Annotated in this window: 13 protein-coding genes; 5 read left to right on the top strand and 8 right to left on the bottom strand. The window is 70.1% G+C overall.

Annotated elements, in window-relative coordinates:
* Positions 1-68: 68 nt before the first annotated feature.
* The 7 genes from ACNQQL_RS16755 to ACNQQL_RS16725 all read right to left on the bottom strand — a co-directional run bounded on the left by ACNQQL_RS16755 (position 69) and on the right by ACNQQL_RS16725 (position 9,544).
* Positions 69-2,324 (bottom strand): tetratricopeptide repeat protein, encoded by a 2,256-nt coding sequence (locus tag ACNQQL_RS16755; RefSeq protein WP_416392622.1) that lies wholly within the window; start codon positions 2,322-2,324, stop codon positions 69-71.
* On the bottom strand, positions 2,321-4,564 hold the full coding sequence (locus ACNQQL_RS16750; protein WP_347064786.1) for a tetratricopeptide repeat protein: 2,244 nt from the start codon (positions 4,562-4,564) through the stop codon (positions 2,321-2,323). The genes ACNQQL_RS16755 and ACNQQL_RS16750 overlap by 4 nt, the downstream gene beginning before the upstream one ends.
* Positions 4,565-4,606: 42 nt before the next feature.
* Positions 4,607-6,829 carry a tetratricopeptide repeat protein gene (locus ACNQQL_RS16745; protein ID WP_347064785.1) on the bottom strand — a complete coding sequence of 741 codons (2,223 nt, stop codon included), beginning with the start codon at positions 6,827-6,829 and terminating at the stop codon, positions 4,607-4,609.
* A 176-nt stretch (positions 6,830-7,005) separates the two neighbouring features.
* Entirely contained in the window at positions 7,006-7,668 is a 663-nt protein-coding gene (locus tag ACNQQL_RS16740; protein ID WP_347064784.1) for a PulJ/GspJ family protein, read from the bottom strand.
* The gene (gspI, locus tag ACNQQL_RS16735; protein ID WP_347064783.1) at positions 7,652-8,083 is read right to left on the bottom strand and encodes a type II secretion system minor pseudopilin GspI; all 432 of its coding nucleotides are present in this window, start codon (positions 8,081-8,083) and stop codon (positions 7,652-7,654) included. Before gspI ends, ACNQQL_RS16740 begins: the two co-directional genes overlap by 17 nt.
* A gap of 307 nt (positions 8,084-8,390) precedes the next feature.
* Entirely contained in the window at positions 8,391-8,597 is a 207-nt protein-coding gene (locus ACNQQL_RS16730; RefSeq protein WP_034180396.1) for a hypothetical protein, read from the bottom strand.
* A 341-nt stretch (positions 8,598-8,938) separates the two neighbouring features.
* Positions 8,939-9,544, bottom strand: coding sequence for an alpha-ketoglutarate-dependent dioxygenase AlkB family protein (locus tag ACNQQL_RS16725; RefSeq protein ID WP_347064782.1), 606 nt, complete (start codon positions 9,542-9,544; stop codon positions 8,939-8,941).
* A gap of 249 nt (positions 9,545-9,793) precedes the next feature.
* On the opposite strand from ACNQQL_RS16725, the gene ACNQQL_RS16720 reads away from it, so the two are divergent.
* Entirely contained in the window at positions 9,794-10,381 is a 588-nt protein-coding gene (locus ACNQQL_RS16720) for a malonic semialdehyde reductase (protein WP_072443405.1), read from the top strand.
* A 9-nt stretch (positions 10,382-10,390) separates the two neighbouring features.
* On the opposite strand, the gene ACNQQL_RS16715 is transcribed toward ACNQQL_RS16720, so the two are convergent.
* Positions 10,391-11,539 (bottom strand): metallophosphoesterase, encoded by a 1,149-nt coding sequence (locus ACNQQL_RS16715; protein ID WP_347064781.1) that lies wholly within the window; start codon positions 11,537-11,539, stop codon positions 10,391-10,393.
* A 508-nt stretch (positions 11,540-12,047) separates the two neighbouring features.
* On the opposite strand from ACNQQL_RS16715, the gene ACNQQL_RS16710 reads away from it, so the two are divergent.
* From ACNQQL_RS16710 to ACNQQL_RS16695, 4 genes are read left to right on the top strand one after another with little or no spacing between them, the layout of a single operon-like run.
* Positions 12,048-12,341 (top strand): hypothetical protein, encoded by a 294-nt coding sequence (locus tag ACNQQL_RS16710; protein WP_072442498.1) that lies wholly within the window; start codon positions 12,048-12,050, stop codon positions 12,339-12,341.
* Positions 12,338-13,387 carry a multidrug transporter subunit MdtN gene (gene mdtN / locus ACNQQL_RS16705; protein WP_347064780.1) on the top strand — a complete coding sequence of 350 codons (1,050 nt, stop codon included), beginning with the start codon at positions 12,338-12,340 and terminating at the stop codon, positions 13,385-13,387. The genes ACNQQL_RS16710 and mdtN overlap by 4 nt, the downstream gene beginning before the upstream one ends.
* Positions 13,368-15,419, top strand: coding sequence for an FUSC family protein (locus ACNQQL_RS16700; RefSeq protein WP_347064779.1), 2,052 nt, complete (start codon positions 13,368-13,370; stop codon positions 15,417-15,419). The genes mdtN and ACNQQL_RS16700 overlap by 20 nt, the downstream gene beginning before the upstream one ends.
* Positions 15,406-16,950 (top strand): TolC family protein, encoded by a 1,545-nt coding sequence (locus ACNQQL_RS16695; protein WP_347064778.1) that lies wholly within the window; start codon positions 15,406-15,408, stop codon positions 16,948-16,950. The genes ACNQQL_RS16700 and ACNQQL_RS16695 overlap by 14 nt, the downstream gene beginning before the upstream one ends.
* Positions 16,951-16,995: the final 45 nt, after the last annotated feature.

Genomic DNA, 16,995 nt, shown 5'->3' with positions numbered 1-16,995 from the left:
CGTGGCGACTGTTACGGATCATTCCGGCCGCCGCGAAAAGGTCCGTAGCTTTTGTCATGGAAGGCCGGTCACGCCCGTTCGGGGTCCGCGCGGCGCACCCCGCCGAGCGCTTCGGCCACCCGGCCGATCACCGCCGGCCAGTCGCCGGGCCGCATCTGCCGGAACAGCGTCGCGGCCGGATACCACGGGCTGTCGTCGCGCTCGAGCAGCCAGCGCCAGTCCGGCACCAGCGGCAGCAGCACCCATACGGGCCGCCCGAGCGCGCCGGCCAGATGCGCGACCGACGTATCGACGCCGATCACGAGATCCAGCGTGTCGACCAGCGCGGCCGTTTCGGCGAAATCCGTCAACGCATCCGCGAACGACAGCACGCCGCTCGCGGCGAACGCGTCGGCGTCGCGCGCACGCACCTGCGGTTGCAAACTCACGCACGTCGCATCGTGCGCGGCGACGAGCGGCGCGAGCGCGGCGAACGGTATCGAGCGGTTCTCGTCGTTTGCGTGACGCGGATTGCCGGACCACGCGAGCCCGACCCGCAGCCGGCCCGGCGGCGCAAGTGCGTCGAGACGCTGCGCCCACGCAGCGCGCCGAAGCGCATCGGCATGCAGGTACGGCACGTCGGCCGGCACCGTGTCGAGCGTCGTGCGGAACGCGTACGGCAGGCTCATCAGCGGACACTGCAGATCGAACGCCGGCGTCGGCTGCCCGTCGGTGACGATCCGGCTCACGCCGCGCAGCGTGCCGAGCAACTCGCCGAGCGCGGCCGGCGCTTCGACGATCACGGTCGCGCCGAGGTCGTGCGCGAGGCTCGCGTAACGGCAGAACTGCAGTGTGTCGCCGTAACCCTGTTCCGCGTGCAGCAGCAGCGTGCGGCCCGCGAGCGGTTCGTCGCCGGTCCAAAGCGGCCGGTCGGCATGACGCCGGTGCAGCATCACGTCGGCCGCGTCCCAGCGCGTCTCGTGCTGCCGCCAGCCCGCGTCGAAATCGCCCATCAGCAGCCGGCAGAACGCCTCCGACCGGCGCGCGGCGCCGTGGTGCGGATCGCGCCGGCACGCGTCGGCATAATCGGCCAGCGCCACGTCGTAGTCGCCCAGGTGCTGGCGCGCGAGCGCACGGGTAAACAATGCCTGCGCGACGTCCGCCGGCGCGGCCGCCGCCGCCGCGTGGCTCGCGAGCGCTTCGTCGTAGCGGCCGAGCTGCTGTAGCGCGAGTGCACGGTTGTAATGCAGCTCGACATGCGGGCCCGTCAGCGCGAGCGCCGCGTCGTAATCGGCGAGCGCGTCGTCGAACCGGCCGAGCGCACGCAGTGCGGCCGCGCGGTTGCGTCGCGCGTCGATATCGTCGGGCTTGCGCGCCAGCGCTTCGCGATACGCGTGCGCGGCTTCGTCGTAGCGTTCGAGCCCCAGCAGCGCATTGCCGCGTCCGACCCATGCCGCGACGTTGCCGCGATTCAACGCCAGCAGCCGGTCGCAGCGTTTCAGCAATTCGTCGCGGGCATGCAGCAGATCCAGCGCGACGCAACTCGCGTACAGCAGTTGTTCGTCGTTCGGCAGCCGCGCGAGCCCCTCGTCGAGGCACGCGAGCGCATCGGCCGGACGGCCGAGTTCGGTCATCGCCACGCCGCACGCATAGACGAGATCGGGCGTCTTGCCGCGCACGACCATCGCAAGCTGATAGCTGTGCAGCGCCTGCTCGCGATGACCGAGCGCGCGCAACGCATGCCCTCGTTCGGTATGCGCGGCCGGATCGTTCTCATCGATCCGCAGCGCGCGCTCGATGCTGATCAGCGCATCGGCGGGCCGCTCGAGCCGCCTCAGCGTCTCGCCTCGCTTGCACCACGCCGCGGCGCGGGCCGGCTCGCGCACCAGCGCGCGATCGTAGGCCGCGAGCGCTGCGTCGTATTGTCCGAGCGCGAGCAGCGCGTCGCCGCGCGCCGCATTCGACGGTGCATGGTCCGGATCTGCCGCGAGCGCGCGGTCGGCAACCGCGAGCGCGTCGCGATGACGACCGACGCCGGTCAGCGCCGCCGCGTGGTTCGCGAGATTCCACGGCTGGTTCAGCCCGAACCGCATCGACCGCGCAATCAGCGGCTCCGCCCGCATGGGATCACCGAGCTTCAGGTACACGAGGCCGAGCAGGTGCAATGCCTCGACGTGGTCGGGCGCCATCGTCAGCACGCCTTCGTAGAGCCGCCCGGCCCCCGCGAAGTCGCGCTGTTCGAGACGCGTGCGCGCATTGCGTAGCGCATCGGCGAGCACCGCGCTCAACGGCACGGCGCCGACACCGAATCCGGCGAACGGCGCAGCCTCACGGTGCGCACTCACCGCGCGCCCCCACCAACGAGCGTCGGCAACTCGGCCGCGATCCGCTCGACGACAGGCGCCCACTGCCCGCCCTCGGGCTGGCGGAACAATCGCGCGGACGGATACCACGGGCTGTCGTCCCGCTCCAGCAGCCAGCGGAAATCGGGCGTATGCGGAATCATCAGCGCCAGCGGCCGGCCGAGCGCGCCGGCGAGGTGCGCGACGGACGTATCGACGCTGACGACGCCGTCCATCAGCGCGGTCAGCGCCGCCGTGTCGGCGAAGTCCGCCAGATCGTCGCCGACGAAGCGGACCGCGCTCGCGTCGAGCACCGGCAGATCCTCGTCGCGCACCACCTTCTGCAGGCTGATCCACTCGTAGCGGTCGTCGAACAGCGGCAGCAGATCCGCGAGCGTCATCGAGCGGTTACGGTCGTTCAGGTGTAGCGGGTTGCCGGACCACACGAGGCCGATACGCGGCCGTGTCGATGCGCCGAGCCGTTCGCGCCAGCGCGCGACGCGTGCCGGATCGGCGGCGAGATACGGCACGCCCGCCGGAATCGACGCCAGGTCCGTACGGAACTCTAGCGGCAGGCTCAGCAGCGGGCAATGCAGGTCGAACGGCGGCAGCGGCTCGCCGCGCGCGACCAGCGTGTCGACGCCGTCGAGCGTCGTGAACAGCGCCTTCAGCTCGACCGGCGCCTCGAGCACGACGCGTGCACCGAGCGCTTTCACGAGCGGCACGTAACGGCAGAACTGCAGCGTGTCGCCGAGCCCCTGTTCCGGATATAGCAGGATCGTCTGCCCGTCGAGCGGCATCCCGCGGGTCCAGCGCGGCTGCGCAAACGTGCGCCGGCTCGCGTCGAGCTGCGTGTCGCGCCAGCGCCATTCGTACTCGGCCCAGCCCGCTTCGAAATCGCCGATCGACAGGCACAGGAACGCGCGCATGCAGTGCGCGAGCACGTAGTCGGGATCGAGTTCGATCGCCTCCGCATACGCTTGCCGCGCGGCGTCGTGGCGCCGCAGCGCGCGCAGCGCGTTGCCCATGTGAAAGTGCGCGAGCTTGTCGCGCGGCGTCGCGTCGATCACGCGCGCGAAATCGTCGAGCGCGGCCTCGTAGCGATGCGTTTCGAGCTGCACGCGACCGCGTGTGAACCAGGCGGGTACGAAACCTGCATCGAGTGCAAGCGCGCGGTCGCACATGTGGCGTGCATCGTCGTGACGTTCGACGCGCATCAGCGCGCTCGCGTAGTTGCACAGCACGCCGGTACTGTGCGGTTCCGCATCGAGCGCGCGCGCGTAGCTGTCGACCGCGTCACGGTAGCGCTCCAGGTGGCTGGCCGCGTTGCCGCGGTTCGCGAGCGCCCGCGCATGGCGCGGATCGATCGCGAGCACGCGGTCGCAGCGTCCGAGCGCCTCGTCGTGCCGGCCGAGCTGCTCCAGCGCGATCGAGCTGTTGAAGATCGCATCGACGAAGGTCGGGCTCGTCGCGATCGCCGCATTGAAATCCGCGAGCGCGCGTTCCGGATCGTGCAGGTCCAGATACGCGACGCCGCGCAAGAACAGCACTTCGGCGCTGCCCGGCGTCTGCGCGAGCGCGTGGCCATAGCTGTCGACCGCATCGCGGAAACGGCCGAGTTCGCGCAGCGCGAGACCGCGCGCGCGCATCGCGTCGAACGAACGCCCGGCGAGCGCGATCGACCGGTCGCAGTCGGCGAGCGCTTCGTCATGGCGGCCGAGTGCGCGCAGCATGTCGCTGCGCTTCACATAGCCGTCGGCGAAGCCGGGCGTCAGTTCGAGCAGGCGATCGTAGACCGTGCGTGCGTCGTCGTGCCGCGCGAGTTGCGCGAGCAGCCCGGCGCGCTGAAACAATACGCGCTGATGGACGGGATTGATCGCGAGCGCCTCGTCGAGGCGCGCGAGCGCATCGTGCTCCCGTCCGAGTCCGGCCAGCACCGCCGCATAGTTCGCGAGCGCGAGCGGCACCGGCCGGCGCTCGACCGAGCGCCGCATCAGCGGCTCGGCATCGTCGAGCCGCCCCTGCTGGAAGCGCACCGCGCCGAGCAGGTGAAGCGCCTCCGGATGCTCGGGATCGAGCGTCAGCAATTCGGCATACGCGTTCTCCGCATGCTGCAGCGCGCCCTCGTGGTGCGCCCTGCGTGCGCGCAGGAGCAGCCGTTCGAGCTGCGCGGCGTCGGGCGGACGGCGATCCGGCGCGACCGGCGCGCTCGCGAATGTCGTCCCTTCCCCGTTCGGTGTCATCGTGTGGCTCCCACTGGTCGCTGTTCGTGTCGCGTGTCGTGTCTAACGTGTCATCGGCTCGAGCGCGGCATGCACCGCATCGATCGCGCCCGTCCAGTCCCCCGGCGCCGGCTGCCGGAACAGCCGCGCGGACGGATACCACGGGCTGTCGCCGCGCGTACGCATCCAGCGCCACTCAGGCGGATCGGGCAGCAGCACCCAGACCGGATGACCCAGCGCGCCCGCCAGATGCGCGACCGCCGAATCGACCGCGATCACGAGATCCAGTGCGCCGATCAGTGCGGCCGTATCCGCGAAGTCGCCGAGCTCGTCGTCGACGCGGCGAACCGGCGCAGTTGCGAGCCGCGCCTCGTCGCGTTCGCGCACGGGCTTTTGCAGGCTGATCCAGTCGATGTCGAGATCGAACAGCGGCGCGAGCCGCGAGAAGTCGATCGACCGGTTGTGATCGTTGCGGTGCTCGGGATTGCCGGCCCATGCGAGCCCGATCCGCGGCCGGCGCCGTTCGCCCAGCAGTGCCTGCCACCGACGCATGCGCCACGGGTCCGCATGCAGGTAGGGGCCGGTGCGCGGGATGGTGGCTGCGTCGGTGCGAAACGCATGCGGCAGGCTCAACAGCGGCGCCTGGCAGTCGAATGCGGGCAGCAGCTCGCCGCGCGCGATCACGTCGGCCGCACCGGGCAACGACGCCATCAGCGCGCGCAGCGGCGGCTGTACCTCGAACACGACGCGTGCGCCGCGCGCGGCCACCAGCGGCACATAGCGGCAAAATTGCAGCGTGTCGCCGAAACCCTGTTCCGCGTGAATCAGCACGGTCCTGCCGTCGAGCGGCGTGTCGCCCTGCCACGCCGGCTGCGTGAACGGCCGATAGTGCCGCGCAAGCTGCGCATCGCGCAGCCGCCATTCGTATTCGGGCCAGCCGCGCGCGAAATCGCCTTCGACCAGATACAGCGATGCGCGCGCGAAATGCGCTTCGGCGTAGTCGGGACGCAGCGCGATCGCGCGGTCGTACGCGGCGAGCGCGTCGTCCGTGCGTGCGGTTTCGAAATGCAGGTTGCCTCGATTGAGCCAGTTCGTCGCGTGATCGGGGCGCAGCATGAGCGCGCGGTCGAGCGACGCCATCGCTTCGTCGTAGCGGCGCAGGTCCTGCAACACGCTGCTGCGGTTGGTCCACGCCTCGGCGAACCGCGCGTCGCACGCGAGCGCGGCGTCGTAGCTGGCCAGCGCGTCGTCGTAACGTTTCAGATAACGTAATGCGGTGCCGCGGTTGCACAACGTCTCCGCCGCGTGCGGATCGAGCGCCAGCGCGCGCGCATAACCGGCCAGCGCTTCGTCGTAGCGCTTGAGCTGCAGCAACGCATTGCCACGGGTCGCATGAGCGCGGACATGCTCCGGATCGAGCATCAGCACGCGCTCGCAGCGGTCGAGCGATTCGTCGGCGCGACCGAGCCGTTCGAGCGCCACCGCGCTGTTGTAGAGCACGTCGATGCGCGCGGGATTTGACGCGATCGCTTCGTTGAAGGCGGCGAGCGCTTCGCCCGGCCGATCAAGCTCGATCAGCGTGCGGCCGCGCTCGGCCATGATCGCGGCGACGCCGGGCCGGATCGCGTTGGCGCGATCGAAGCACTGCAGCGCATCGGCCGGCCGCTGCAGTTCGCGCAGCACGAGGCCGTGGTTGAACCACGATTCGAACGAACGCGGATCGACCATCAGCGCGCGATCGTAGGTGTCGAGCGCCTCGTCGAAGCGGCCCAGCGCACGCAACGCGCTGCCGCGATTGCAGAGCGCATCGAGCACGAGCGGCGACACCGCGAGCGCGCGGTCGAACGATGCGAGTGCGTCGTCGTAGCGGCGCAGCCCGATCAGCGTATTGCCGTGACGCACGAGCGTCTGCACGTCGTCGGGCGTCGCGCGCAGCGCGGCAGTGAAGTGCTCGAGCGCCTCGTCGACGCGGCCGCGCTCGCCTGCGATCGCGCCGAGGTCCGACAGCGCGCGCGTGCCGGGTGCGATCGCGATCGACTGGCGCAGCAACGCTTCAGCGTCGTCCGCCGCGCCGCGCTGGAACTGCAGTACGCCATACAGGTGCAGCGCGTGGGGATTGTCCGGCTCCTTCGCGAGCACGGCGAGATATTCGCGCGCAGCGTCGTCGAACCGTCCGGCGCTGTGCCAGTTTTGTGCGCGGCTCAGGATCGCCGCCGATTGCCGTTGCCCGCGCGCGTCGCTCCCCGACGCGCCCGCGTATGCATCATGCCGGTGCTCGACCGTCACGTTCGCCCCCTTCCCGTTTGTCGATGCCGCCGCTGAACCGGCCAATGGAACCGGTCGCGGCGGTCATGCTCGCCACGAGACTAACGGACGGCCAATAACAGACGTATGACGAAAGTTACGGACCTTTTTGCCCGGGGGACGGAACACGCTTCGGGCCGGGGCGGCACGCGCCGCCGTCACTGTCCGATCGGAATCGTCCGCACGTATTCCACCGCCGGCGAGCCCATCGTGACCGTGAAGCGCACCCCGCGCGGCAGCGGCATCCCGAGCGACGTGATGTTGCTGATGCCGTGCTGGGCAAGAAACTGCGCGTAAGCCTGCTCGATGACGGTCTGGCTCGTCGTCCATCCGCCCGGCTGAATCCACACGGCAAGCTGCATCGACCGCGCGTCGTTGCTGGCCACCACCCGCGCGAACGCATCCATGTGATGCAGCGCGTCGTCGACCTCGGCCAGCGACGGGAGCGGCTGCGACGCGCTGCGCGCGAGCTCGCGCCCGTTGAGCTGGTAGCGCACGACCTGCATCTGCGTCGGCCCGCCGCCGACACCGAGATGGCGCACCATCACCAGTTCATTCGGGCGGATGCGCAGCGGCGGCCCGAACACTTCGTCGGCTGTCACCAGGCTCATCAGGTCGAACTGCAGCTGGGAGAAATAGCGGCCGAGCAGACGCGTTTGCGCCAGATTCGACGCGATATCGTCGCGGCCGCGGATCGTCGCGTCGAGGCCGCGCCACGACAGCAGCGCGATCACGGCGAGCAACGCGATCGCGACCAGCATTTCGATCAGCGTGAAGCCGCGCGCGCGCACCGCCGCGCGCGGCTCAGCGACGCGCTTCATTCTGGATCACCGTGACGACTTCGGCGAGCACGTTGCGGCTCGACGCGGACGGATAGACGCTCACTGTCACGCGACGCACGAGCGGGCTCGGCAGCTCGGCCACCGACTGGCGGCACACGAACCGGTAACGGCCCTGCGGGCAGGCAAACGTGTTCGACCCGACGGATGGCCAGGTCGACGCGATGCGGATCTCGCCGAGCGCGTTGTCGGCACTCCATAACGCGAGCAGGCGCATGCGTGCCGTATCGGTATCGGATGCGAGCGCACCGATCGCGCGCATCACGGCGCCGAGCGCGACCGCCACGATCGCCAGCGCGATCAGCACCTCGATCAACGTGAATCCCCGCTCCGGCGAACGCGCCGTGCGCGATCCGCCGCGCGCATCGCGGTTGTAGTCGGTGTAGTCGTCGCACATGACCTGCGTTCTTGTCGATGAATCGTCGCCCGGTCCCCGGCGGCGCGAACCGCGGCGCGGGCCGCATCGCCGACGCGACGGGCACTGTGCAAGGACGTTAAGCGCGGCGTATGGCACGCGCGTGTCGAATGGTACGGACCATTTGGCGCGGCGGGCGCGCTCAGGCAGACGCGCTGGCGCACCGCGCGCGGTGTCGCGTGATGCGCACCTCGCGGCGGGCGGGAAACGGGAAAACGATCGGAAGGAACCGTCCGGCAGCGGGCGATGAACGGTAAGTCGATCCTCGGGCGGGATCGACGCGACGGCGTCAGGCCGTCACGGCGGCGTCATACTCGGCGCGGGCAAGCTGGCCGGCGGCGTACGCCTCGGCTTCGCCGCGAAAGCCTTCCCGACTGAATGCGACGACTTTCACCCCGACGCCGGTCGCCCGCTTCACCGTCAGCGCCCATTGCCATCCGCCGTCTTGTTCGAAGACGTGCAGCGAGGGTTCGAAGGAAGGGTCGAGTACGGTCACGCGTTAAGCTCCTGCCCCCTTGCGCGTTGCATCGGCAACGCACGGGGCATGTCGAAAGGGTCGCGCCGGTATGCGGCGCGTTTCAGCCATTCGACAGTCTAGTCAATGATTGTTGCGACGCACCATCAGAGGTTTCACTCATCTATCGGAACCGGCCGGTCGATCGAATATTCCTGAAACCCATATGGGACGGGCCTCAAAGCCGCTTCAGGCAGCACGGTACAACGCTCATGCGGCAACGTGCCGCACGTGCGGCCGATTGCGTGCATCGGTCGTTCGTGGGTCACAAAAATGGGGCGGGAATCTCCCGGCCACCCGGGCACCGCTGTGACAGCCTGCCGCTACCGGCCCGTACCGGCCGGCATCACACGCCGGAATGTCAGGTTGACGCGCTCGCCCTCCACGCTCGGCGCCTTCGGCACGCGATGCTGCCACTCGGACTGCGTGCGTCCACGCATCACCAGCAGGCTGCCGTGCACGAGGCGATACGCATGCGTGACGCCGGTCGCGCGATGGCGAAGATCGAACACGCGCATTGCACCGAGGCTCACCGACGCGATCACCGGCGCATCGCCGAGTTCTGGCTCGTTGTCCGCGTGCCAGCCGAGGCTGTCCTGCCCGTTGCGGTAGCGATTGAGCAGCACGCTGTTGAATCGCGCACCGCATGTCGCCTCGACCGCGTGCTTCAGGTCGAGCACGGCCGGCGTCCACGGCGCCGGCACGTTGCGGATCCCCGAATACACGTAAACGGCGTCGGGCTCGCCCTGCCACGCCGTGAGCCTCGGCAACGGAATGCGGCCGCGCGGCGTGCGGATCGTGTCCTGCCGCCACGCGACCTCGCCGATCAGCGCGGCCAGCGCGCGGTCGGCGTCGGGTTGCGCGAGCCAGTCCGGGTACCAGTCCACGTCGGGCACGGGCGTGTCAGAGAAAAGATCGGGCGTCGACATGTCGGAAAGAAACGGGCGATGAACGGGACGAACAGCGCATGTCTGCATACTAGCCAACGGCGCCGCGCGCCGCCATGCGCTGTGATTCGCCGATGAAAGGGCCGATGAAACGAAACCGCCGCGCACCGCGATGCGCGTTCGCGCATCACGCTATCATCGCGGCGTGTCGCGGCGCCCTGCCGCGGGGCGCCGGCTTTCTTCCGCCATGCCTGCCGGCGCGCCCCGGCCGTGTTCTTTCCGGATCCCATCATGACGACGCTCTCCGATTCCGCCCTCGATCAACTGTTCCTCACCGCGCGCACGCACAACGCGTGGCAGGACAAGCCCGTCGACGACACGACGCTGCACCGGCTCATCGACCTGACGAAATTCGGCCCGACGTCGGCGAACTCGAGCCCCGCGCGCTTCGTGTTCGTCAAGTCGCCCGAAGCGAAGGCGCGCCTGAAGCCCGCGTTGTCCGCAGGCAATCTCGCGAAGACGATGGCCGCGCCCGTCACCGTGATCGTCGCGATGGATTTCGCGTTCCTCGATCACCTGCCGCGCCTGTTCCCGCACGCCGACGCACGCAGCTGGTTCGCCGGCAACGATGCGCTGATCGAGGCCACCGCGTTCCGCAACTCGTCGCTGCAAGGCGCGTACCTGATCCTCGCCGCACGCGCGCTCGGCCTCGATGCGGGCCCGATGTCGGGCTTCGACGGCGCGAAGGTCGATGCCGAATTCTTCGCGGGCACCGCGATCAAGAGCAACTTCCTCGTGAATCTCGGCTACGGCGATCCGGCCGGCCTGTTCCCGCGCAGCCCGCGCTTCGACTTCGACGAAATCGCCCGCATCGAATGACGGGGCTCGCTAGCCGCCGCGCGTCAGCCGGATCAGCGTGATCTCGGACGGCACGCCGAACCGGTTCGGCGGCCCCCAGTATCCGGTGCCGCGGCTCGTATAGAGCCACAGATCGCCGAAGCGGCTCAGCCCGCCGATCACCGGCTGCTGCATCCGCACGAACGGCGGCCACGGCAGGAACTGGCCGCCGTGCGTGTGCCCCGACAGTTGCACGGTAAAACCCGCGCGGTTCGCCGCTTCCGCGCTGCGCGGCTGGTGCGCGAGCAGGATCTTCGTGCCGACGTCGCGCGGCGCGCCCGCCAGCGCCTGCTCGGGGTCGCTCCGATGCGCGGGATCGAACCCGCCCGCCGTGAAGTCGGTCACGCCGGCGAGCACCGCACGCGCGCCGTCGTGCTCGATCAGCACGTGCTCGTTCAGCAGCACCGTCAGCCCGATGCGCCGGAATTCGTCGATCCACTCATGCGCGCCCGCGTAATACTCGTGATTGCCCGTCACGAGAAAGCTGCCGTGTCGCGACTGCATGCGGCCGAGCGGCGCGGTGTGTTCGCGCAGGCGCTTGACCGAACCGTCGACCACGTCGCCCGTCACGACGACGAGGTCCGCATCGAGCGCATTGACCGCGCGCACGATCCGTTCGATATAGGGCCGCTTGATCGTCGGCCCGACGTGGATGTCGGACAGTTGCACGATCGTCAGCCCGTCGAGCGCGGCCGGCAGCCCGGCGACCGGAATCGACACGCGCTTGACCGCCGCCGTGCGGCGCGCGCCCGCAAACCCGATCGCGGTGACGAGCACCGCGGCCGCCAGCACGCCGAGCGCCGTGTCGGCCGCGGCGCCGCTCCACGCGCCGTCGTGCCCGAGCTGCCGCCACGCGAACACGCCGAGCAGCACGAACTCGCGCAGGAACGTCAACACCAGCAGCGACGAAAAGAAACCCATCACGAGCGCACCGGTCCAGCCTGCCAGCGTCGCGGCCCAGCCTTCGTCGAAGCGGCGCGAGAACATGCCGACCGGGATCAGCACGACGAAGCTCGCCAGCAGGAGCGCCGCGATCGTGCGCGCGACCGGCGACGCGAACGCGGCGGGAATGATCCGCATCCCGACATACAGATGGAACAGCACGCCGATTGCAATGAACCGGACAAAGAAACTTCGCATGGAGCGCTCACCTTCGTTGCGATACGGCTTCCGCGACGCGCGTCGCACGGGGCCGTGACGCCCCGTGCCGCGCTTCGCGCCATACGCACGATGGTACACAGATCCCGGCCGCGACGACCGGTCGCGGCCGCCGGTGGTGGCTCGCGCGGCTTCGTGCGGTGATCGGCCGTTTCCACGCCGATTCCGCCGCATCAGCGCGGTAAATTTCGCCAACCCTCTTTCATCTGACCATCCTTTACAGTCCGTTAGCAACCCTACACGAGCTTGCGCTGGCAGAATCACGGCGATCCGGCCGCCCCGCCGCCGAAATGCGATGCCGGACGGGCCGGCACCGCCGCCAGCGCGACCGCGACCGGCCGTGGCCCGTGCCGCCCCCCTGGAGACGGACGGCTGGCGGTCCGCATCGCGCTGCTTTATTATCGGCCCCGTATCTCGGAATCGTCGTCGCGGCGACGAACCGCATTGCGCCGCGCCCGGCATCCACCCCCATCGTCGAGCTCGTCACACCATGAGAAAAACAACGCCGCGCGCGCCCCTGCGCGTCGCCGCCGTCCTGACGCCAGCCCTGCCGCTCGCGGGCTGCGCATCGCGCGGCGCACCGTCGTACGTGCTGTTCGGCGCGTATTTCCCGCTCTGGCTCGTCAGCGCGATCGTCGGCATCGTCGGCGCGATCGTTGCGCACCGCGTGTTCGTCGCGACCGGCTGGGCCGCCACGGTCCCTTACCAGCTTGCCGTCTGCACCGCGATCGGGCTCGTGATCGCCGTGCTCGTATGGCTCACCGGCACGGGGCCGTTCGCATGAAGGCCGCCGGAACCGCCCGCCCCTCCATGAAAGGCCGCGTGATCGCGCTCGCGATCGTCGCGCTCGGCATCGCGGCGCTCGCGTACGCATACCACCGCACGACGGCCTACCCGTCCACCGACGACGCGTCGATCGACGCGGACGTCGTGCATGTCGCGTCGCCTGTCGGCGGGCGCATCGTGCGGCTCGCGGTGCATGAAAACCAGCGCGTCGCGAAAGGCGACCTGCTGTACGAAATCGATCCCGTACCGTACCGGCTGACGGTTGCGCAGGCGCAAGCCGACCTCGAGCTCGCGCGCGCATCGCTCGACACGCGCCGCCGTTCGCTGATCGGCGAACGCTCGAACGCGTCGGTCGCCGCCGAGCAGGTCAAGCGCGCGACGCAGAACGCCGACCTTGCGACGCGCGACGTGAACCGGCTCGCGCCGCTCGCCGCGCAGGGCTACGTCAGCGCGCAGCAGTTCGACCAGGCGAAGGTCCGCCAGCGCGACGCGGCCGTGTCGCTCGCGCAGGCGCAGGAACAGCAACGCGCGTCCACACAGACGATCGGCGACGAAGCCGACGCGATCGCGACGCTGCATGCGCGCGAGGCCGCGCTGGCCCGCGCGCAGCACGCGCTCGACGATACGGTCGTGCGCGCGCCGCACAACGGGCTCGTGACAGGCTTGACCGTGCTCGCCGGCGAGACCCTCGCGCCGAACCAGTCGATCTTCACGCTGATCGACGCAAGCGAATGGTTCGCCGTCGGCAATTTCCGCGAAACGTTGCTGAATCGCATCGAGGTCGGAGACTGCGCGACCGTCTATTCGATGATCGACCGCAGCCGCCCGATGACGGGCAAGGTCGTCGGCATCGGCGCGGGCATCGCGGACAGTGCTCGCATCAACCTGCCGCGCTCGCTGCCGATCGTGCAGAACTCGGTGAACTGGGTACACGTCGCGCAGCGCTTCCCCGTGCGCGTGAAGCTCGACGAACCCGACGGCAAGCTCGTGCGCGTCGGCGCCAGCGCGATCGTCGAGGTCCGGCATGGCACTGCCTGCCGCTGACGTCCGCTCGCCGGGCCCGCGCGAAGTCCTGCGGCTGCTGGCACCGTTTCCGGGGCGCACGGCGATGGCCGTGCGCGTCGCGCTGATCTGCGCGCTGGTCGTGCTCGTGACGAGCGGCTACGGCACGCCGGAAGCCGCAATCTCCGCGTATGTCGTGTTCTTCCTGAACCGTGCCGACCGCGTGACGAGCGTCGTGCTTGCGGTCGCGATGCTGCTGCTCGTCACGGTCGTGATCGCGCTCGTGATGGGCGTCGCGATCTTCAGCATCGACTATTCGATCCTGCGGGTCGCCTGCATGACCGTGATGTCGATCGGCCTGCTCTACCTGACATCCGCCAGCAAGCTGCGCCCCGTCGGCGCGATCCTCGCGATGATCGTCGGCTTCGGGCTCGACCAGCTCGGACTGGCGCCGTTCGGCGAAGCCGCGACACGCGCGCTGCTCTATGCATGGCTGATGGTCGCGATCCCGGTCGGTGTCGCGATCGTCGTCAACCTGCTGATCGCACCGTCGCCGCGCAAGCTCGTGCACGCGCAGCTCGCGAAACGGCTGCGGCTCGCCGCGCGACGGCTGCGCGGCGATGACAGCGGCGATGCTCGCGCCGCGTTCGACGCGAGCCTGCGCGAAGGCGACAAGCAGTTGCTCACGTGGCTCAAGCTGTCGAAGCTCGAAGGCTCGTCGGCGGCCGCCGACGTCGTCGCACTGCGGCAGGCCATCGCATCGAGCACCGCGCTGCTCGTCGCGGTCGCGCTCGCCGACCGCGAACCCGATGCGCGGCTGCCCGACGCGTTTGTCGAGCCGATCGCGACGACGCTCGACGAGATGGCCGCCATCCTCGAACGCGGCGGTTATCCGGTCGACGTGACGCTCGCGCTACCGGCAGCCGAAGCGCTGCCACCGCTCGCGCGCGTCGTCGCGACGGATCTGCACACGGCGATCACGCACTTCGCGGAACCGGCCGAGGCCGATGCTTCGGCCGACACGGCCCACGCGCACGCCGCCGACACGCCTGCCGAACCCGCCGCACCGCCCGCCCCCGGCGGCGGCTTCTTCCTGCCCGACGCGCGCACCAATCCCGACCACATCCGCTATGCGCTGAAGACGACGGCGGCGGCGATGTTCTGCTACCTGCTGTACTCGCAGCTCGACTGGTCGGGCATCCATACCTGCTTCATCACCTGCTACATGGTGTCGCTCGGCTCGACGGCCGAGACGGTCGAGAAGCTCACGCTGCGCATCGCCGGCTGCATCGTCGGCGCGCTGCTCGGCACCGCCGCGCTCGTATTCGTCGTGCCGTCGCTGTCGTCGATCGGCGAGCTGATGGCGCTCGTGTTCGCCGGCGCATGGCTCGCCGCGTGGGTCGCGTTCGGGTCGCCGCGCATCGCCTACGCGGGCTTCCAGGTCGCATTCGCGTTCTTCCTGTGCGTGATCCAGGGCGCGGGCCCCGGCTTCGACCTGACGCTCGCGCGCGATCGCACGATCGGCATCCTGCTCGGCAACGTAGTCGTGTATCTCGTGTTTACGCGCATCTGGCCCGTCAGCATCGGCAAGCAGATCGACGCGGCGCTCGCCGCGCTGCTCGACCAGTGGCGGCGCGTCGCGCAGATCGCTCAGCGGGCCGAGCGGCGCGCGCTGGCCGCCGAAGCGTTCGCACGCCACGGCGCGATCTCGCAGGAGCTCGGCCTGATCCATTACGAACCGTCGTGGGTGCGGCCGGCCGCCACGTGGCTCGCCGCACGGCGGCGCGCACTCGCGGAACTCGGCGCGCTCGAAGGCCCGCTGTTCCTGCTCGCCGAGCGCGCACCGGGCGACGCGGCGATCGGCGCGCGGCTCGCACGCGTGGTCGACCTGCACGACGACGAAGCCGCGCCTCGCGCGGATTCCCCCGCGCCGCCAGCCCCACCGCCGAATGTCGCCCCCACCGACCCCGCACGCGACGCGCTGCTGAACCTGATCGACACGCGGCTCGCGCACATCGCCGACGCCGCCCGTCAAGCCACACCGAAGGAGCCTGCCCCCCATGCGCCTACCTGAACCGCCGGCCGCCTCGATCGCCGCCACCGCCCTCGCGACCGCCGTCGCGCTGGCCGGCTGCGCGACGTCGTCGATCGATCTGGCGCCGGAGGCGTCCGACCGCCCGTGGCAGCCGCAGACCTCGGCCGCGGGCGACGTCGTGCCCGCACCGCCGCGCGCGACCGCGCAAGGCGCGCACGACTACACGCTGCCGGCCACGCCCGCGCTCGCGTCGGTAGCGCCGCCTGCCGCGCTCGATTCCGCGCATGCGTACACGCTGCCCGAGCTGATCGACCTCGCCGAATCGGCGAACCCGCTGACGCGCATCGCATGGAACGACGCGCGCAATGCGGCGCTCGCGGTCGGCATCGCGAAAGCCGCCTACCTGCCGAAGCTGTCCGCGACGGCCATGGGCGCGTACCAGGCGAGCCACGGCTCGACGTCGACGGTACTCGGCGACTCGTCGAGCGACACGACCGTGCACGGCACGATCTCGGCGCTGTCGCTGCAATGGCTGCTGTTCGATTTCGGCGGACGCGCGGCGCGCGTGGAAGCGGCCGAACAGGCGTCGATCGCATCGAACGTCGCGTTCACGGCCGTGCACCAGCAAGTGATTCACGACGTGACCGTCGCGTACTACCGGTACGAGGCCGCGCGCTCGCGCGCACTCAGCGCGCAGCAGGGCCTCGCGAACGCGGACGCGATCCTCGCGGCGTCCCGCGCGCGGCTCAAGCATGGCGTCGGCACGGTCGTCGAGCTCGCGCAGGCGACGCAGAACCGTGCGCAGGCGAACCTCGCGCTCGTACAGGCGAGCGGCACGGAGAGCGACAGCTACCTCGCCCTCGTGTCCGCGCTCGGCATCTCGCCGCTGTCGAAACCGACGATCGCCGCGCTGCCGAAACGGCCGCTGCCGCCCGCGCTCGGTTCGTCGGTCGACGCGATCGTGTCGGACGCGATCGCGCGCCGCCCCGACCTGCAGGGCGCGTTTGCGCTCGAAAAAGCCAATCGCGCGAAGATCAAGGCCGCCGAAGCCGCGTTCATGCCGAAGATATTCCTGTCCGCTTCGACGTCGTATGCGAGCGGCGGCACGGCCATCTCAGCGCTGCCCGCGATCGGCGACCAGGCGCCGACCGTCAACCTGAACGGCAGCCGCTACGGCGGCGGCGTGTTCCTCGGCGTGACGATCCCGCTGTACGACGGCGGCCTGCGTTCGGCCGTGCTGATGCAGGCGCGCAACGACGCGCAAAGCGCATCCGCGCGCCTCACGCGGACCAAGGAGGAAGCCGTCCGCCAGGTCGTCGCCGCGCAGAACGCGGTGCAGACGAGCCTCGCGTCGCACGACGCCGCGACCGCGCTCGTCGATGCCGCGCAGACGAGCTACGATGCGGCGCTGACCGCGTACCGGAACGGCGTCGGCTCGGTCACCGATGCGACGATCGCGCAAAGCCAGCTGCTCGCGGCGCGGAATGCGGAGGTCGACAGCTACGCCGGCGCGCTGTCGGCGGCTGCCGCGCTCGCGCTCGCGACAGGGACGATCGGCTCCGCGCAGTAGCGCGACCGCCGCCAGGCGGTTGACGCATGCGCACGCCGCCCACTA

The organism is Burkholderia sp. LFS061 (assembly GCF_047978125.1).
Lineage (GTDB): Bacteria > Pseudomonadota > Gammaproteobacteria > Burkholderiales > Burkholderiaceae > Burkholderia > Burkholderia pyrrocinia_C.
Note: the sequence above shows the minus strand (reverse complement) of the source record. Positions and strands in the feature narration are given on the sequence as shown.

What these genes read in the sequence shown, in the direction of transcription:
- ACNQQL_RS16715 (WP_347064781.1), bottom strand. Translation starts at nt 11,539, where the DNA reads ATGCGAAGTTTCTTTGTCCGGTTCATTGCAATCGGCGTGCTGTTCCAT.
- ACNQQL_RS16740 (WP_347064784.1), bottom strand. Translation starts at nt 7,668, where the DNA reads ATGAAGCGCGTCGCTGAGCCGCGCGCGGCGGTGCGCGCGCGCGGCTTC.
- ACNQQL_RS16710 (WP_072442498.1), top strand. Translation starts at nt 12,048, where the DNA reads ATGAGAAAAACAACGCCGCGCGCGCCCCTGCGCGTCGCCGCCGTCCTG.
- ACNQQL_RS16750 (WP_347064786.1), bottom strand. Translation starts at nt 4,564, where the DNA reads ATGACACCGAACGGGGAAGGGACGACATTCGCGAGCGCGCCGGTCGCG.
- ACNQQL_RS16720 (WP_072443405.1), top strand. Translation starts at nt 9,794, where the DNA reads ATGACGACGCTCTCCGATTCCGCCCTCGATCAACTGTTCCTCACCGCG.
- ACNQQL_RS16700 (WP_347064779.1), top strand. Translation starts at nt 13,368, where the DNA reads ATGGCACTGCCTGCCGCTGACGTCCGCTCGCCGGGCCCGCGCGAAGTC.
- gspI (WP_347064783.1), bottom strand. Translation starts at nt 8,083, where the DNA reads ATGTGCGACGACTACACCGACTACAACCGCGATGCGCGCGGCGGATCG.
- ACNQQL_RS16695 (WP_347064778.1), top strand. Translation starts at nt 15,406, where the DNA reads ATGCGCCTACCTGAACCGCCGGCCGCCTCGATCGCCGCCACCGCCCTC.
- mdtN (WP_347064780.1), top strand. Translation starts at nt 12,338, where the DNA reads ATGAAGGCCGCCGGAACCGCCCGCCCCTCCATGAAAGGCCGCGTGATC.
- ACNQQL_RS16725 (WP_347064782.1), bottom strand. Translation starts at nt 9,544, where the DNA reads ATGTCGACGCCCGATCTTTTCTCTGACACGCCCGTGCCCGACGTGGAC.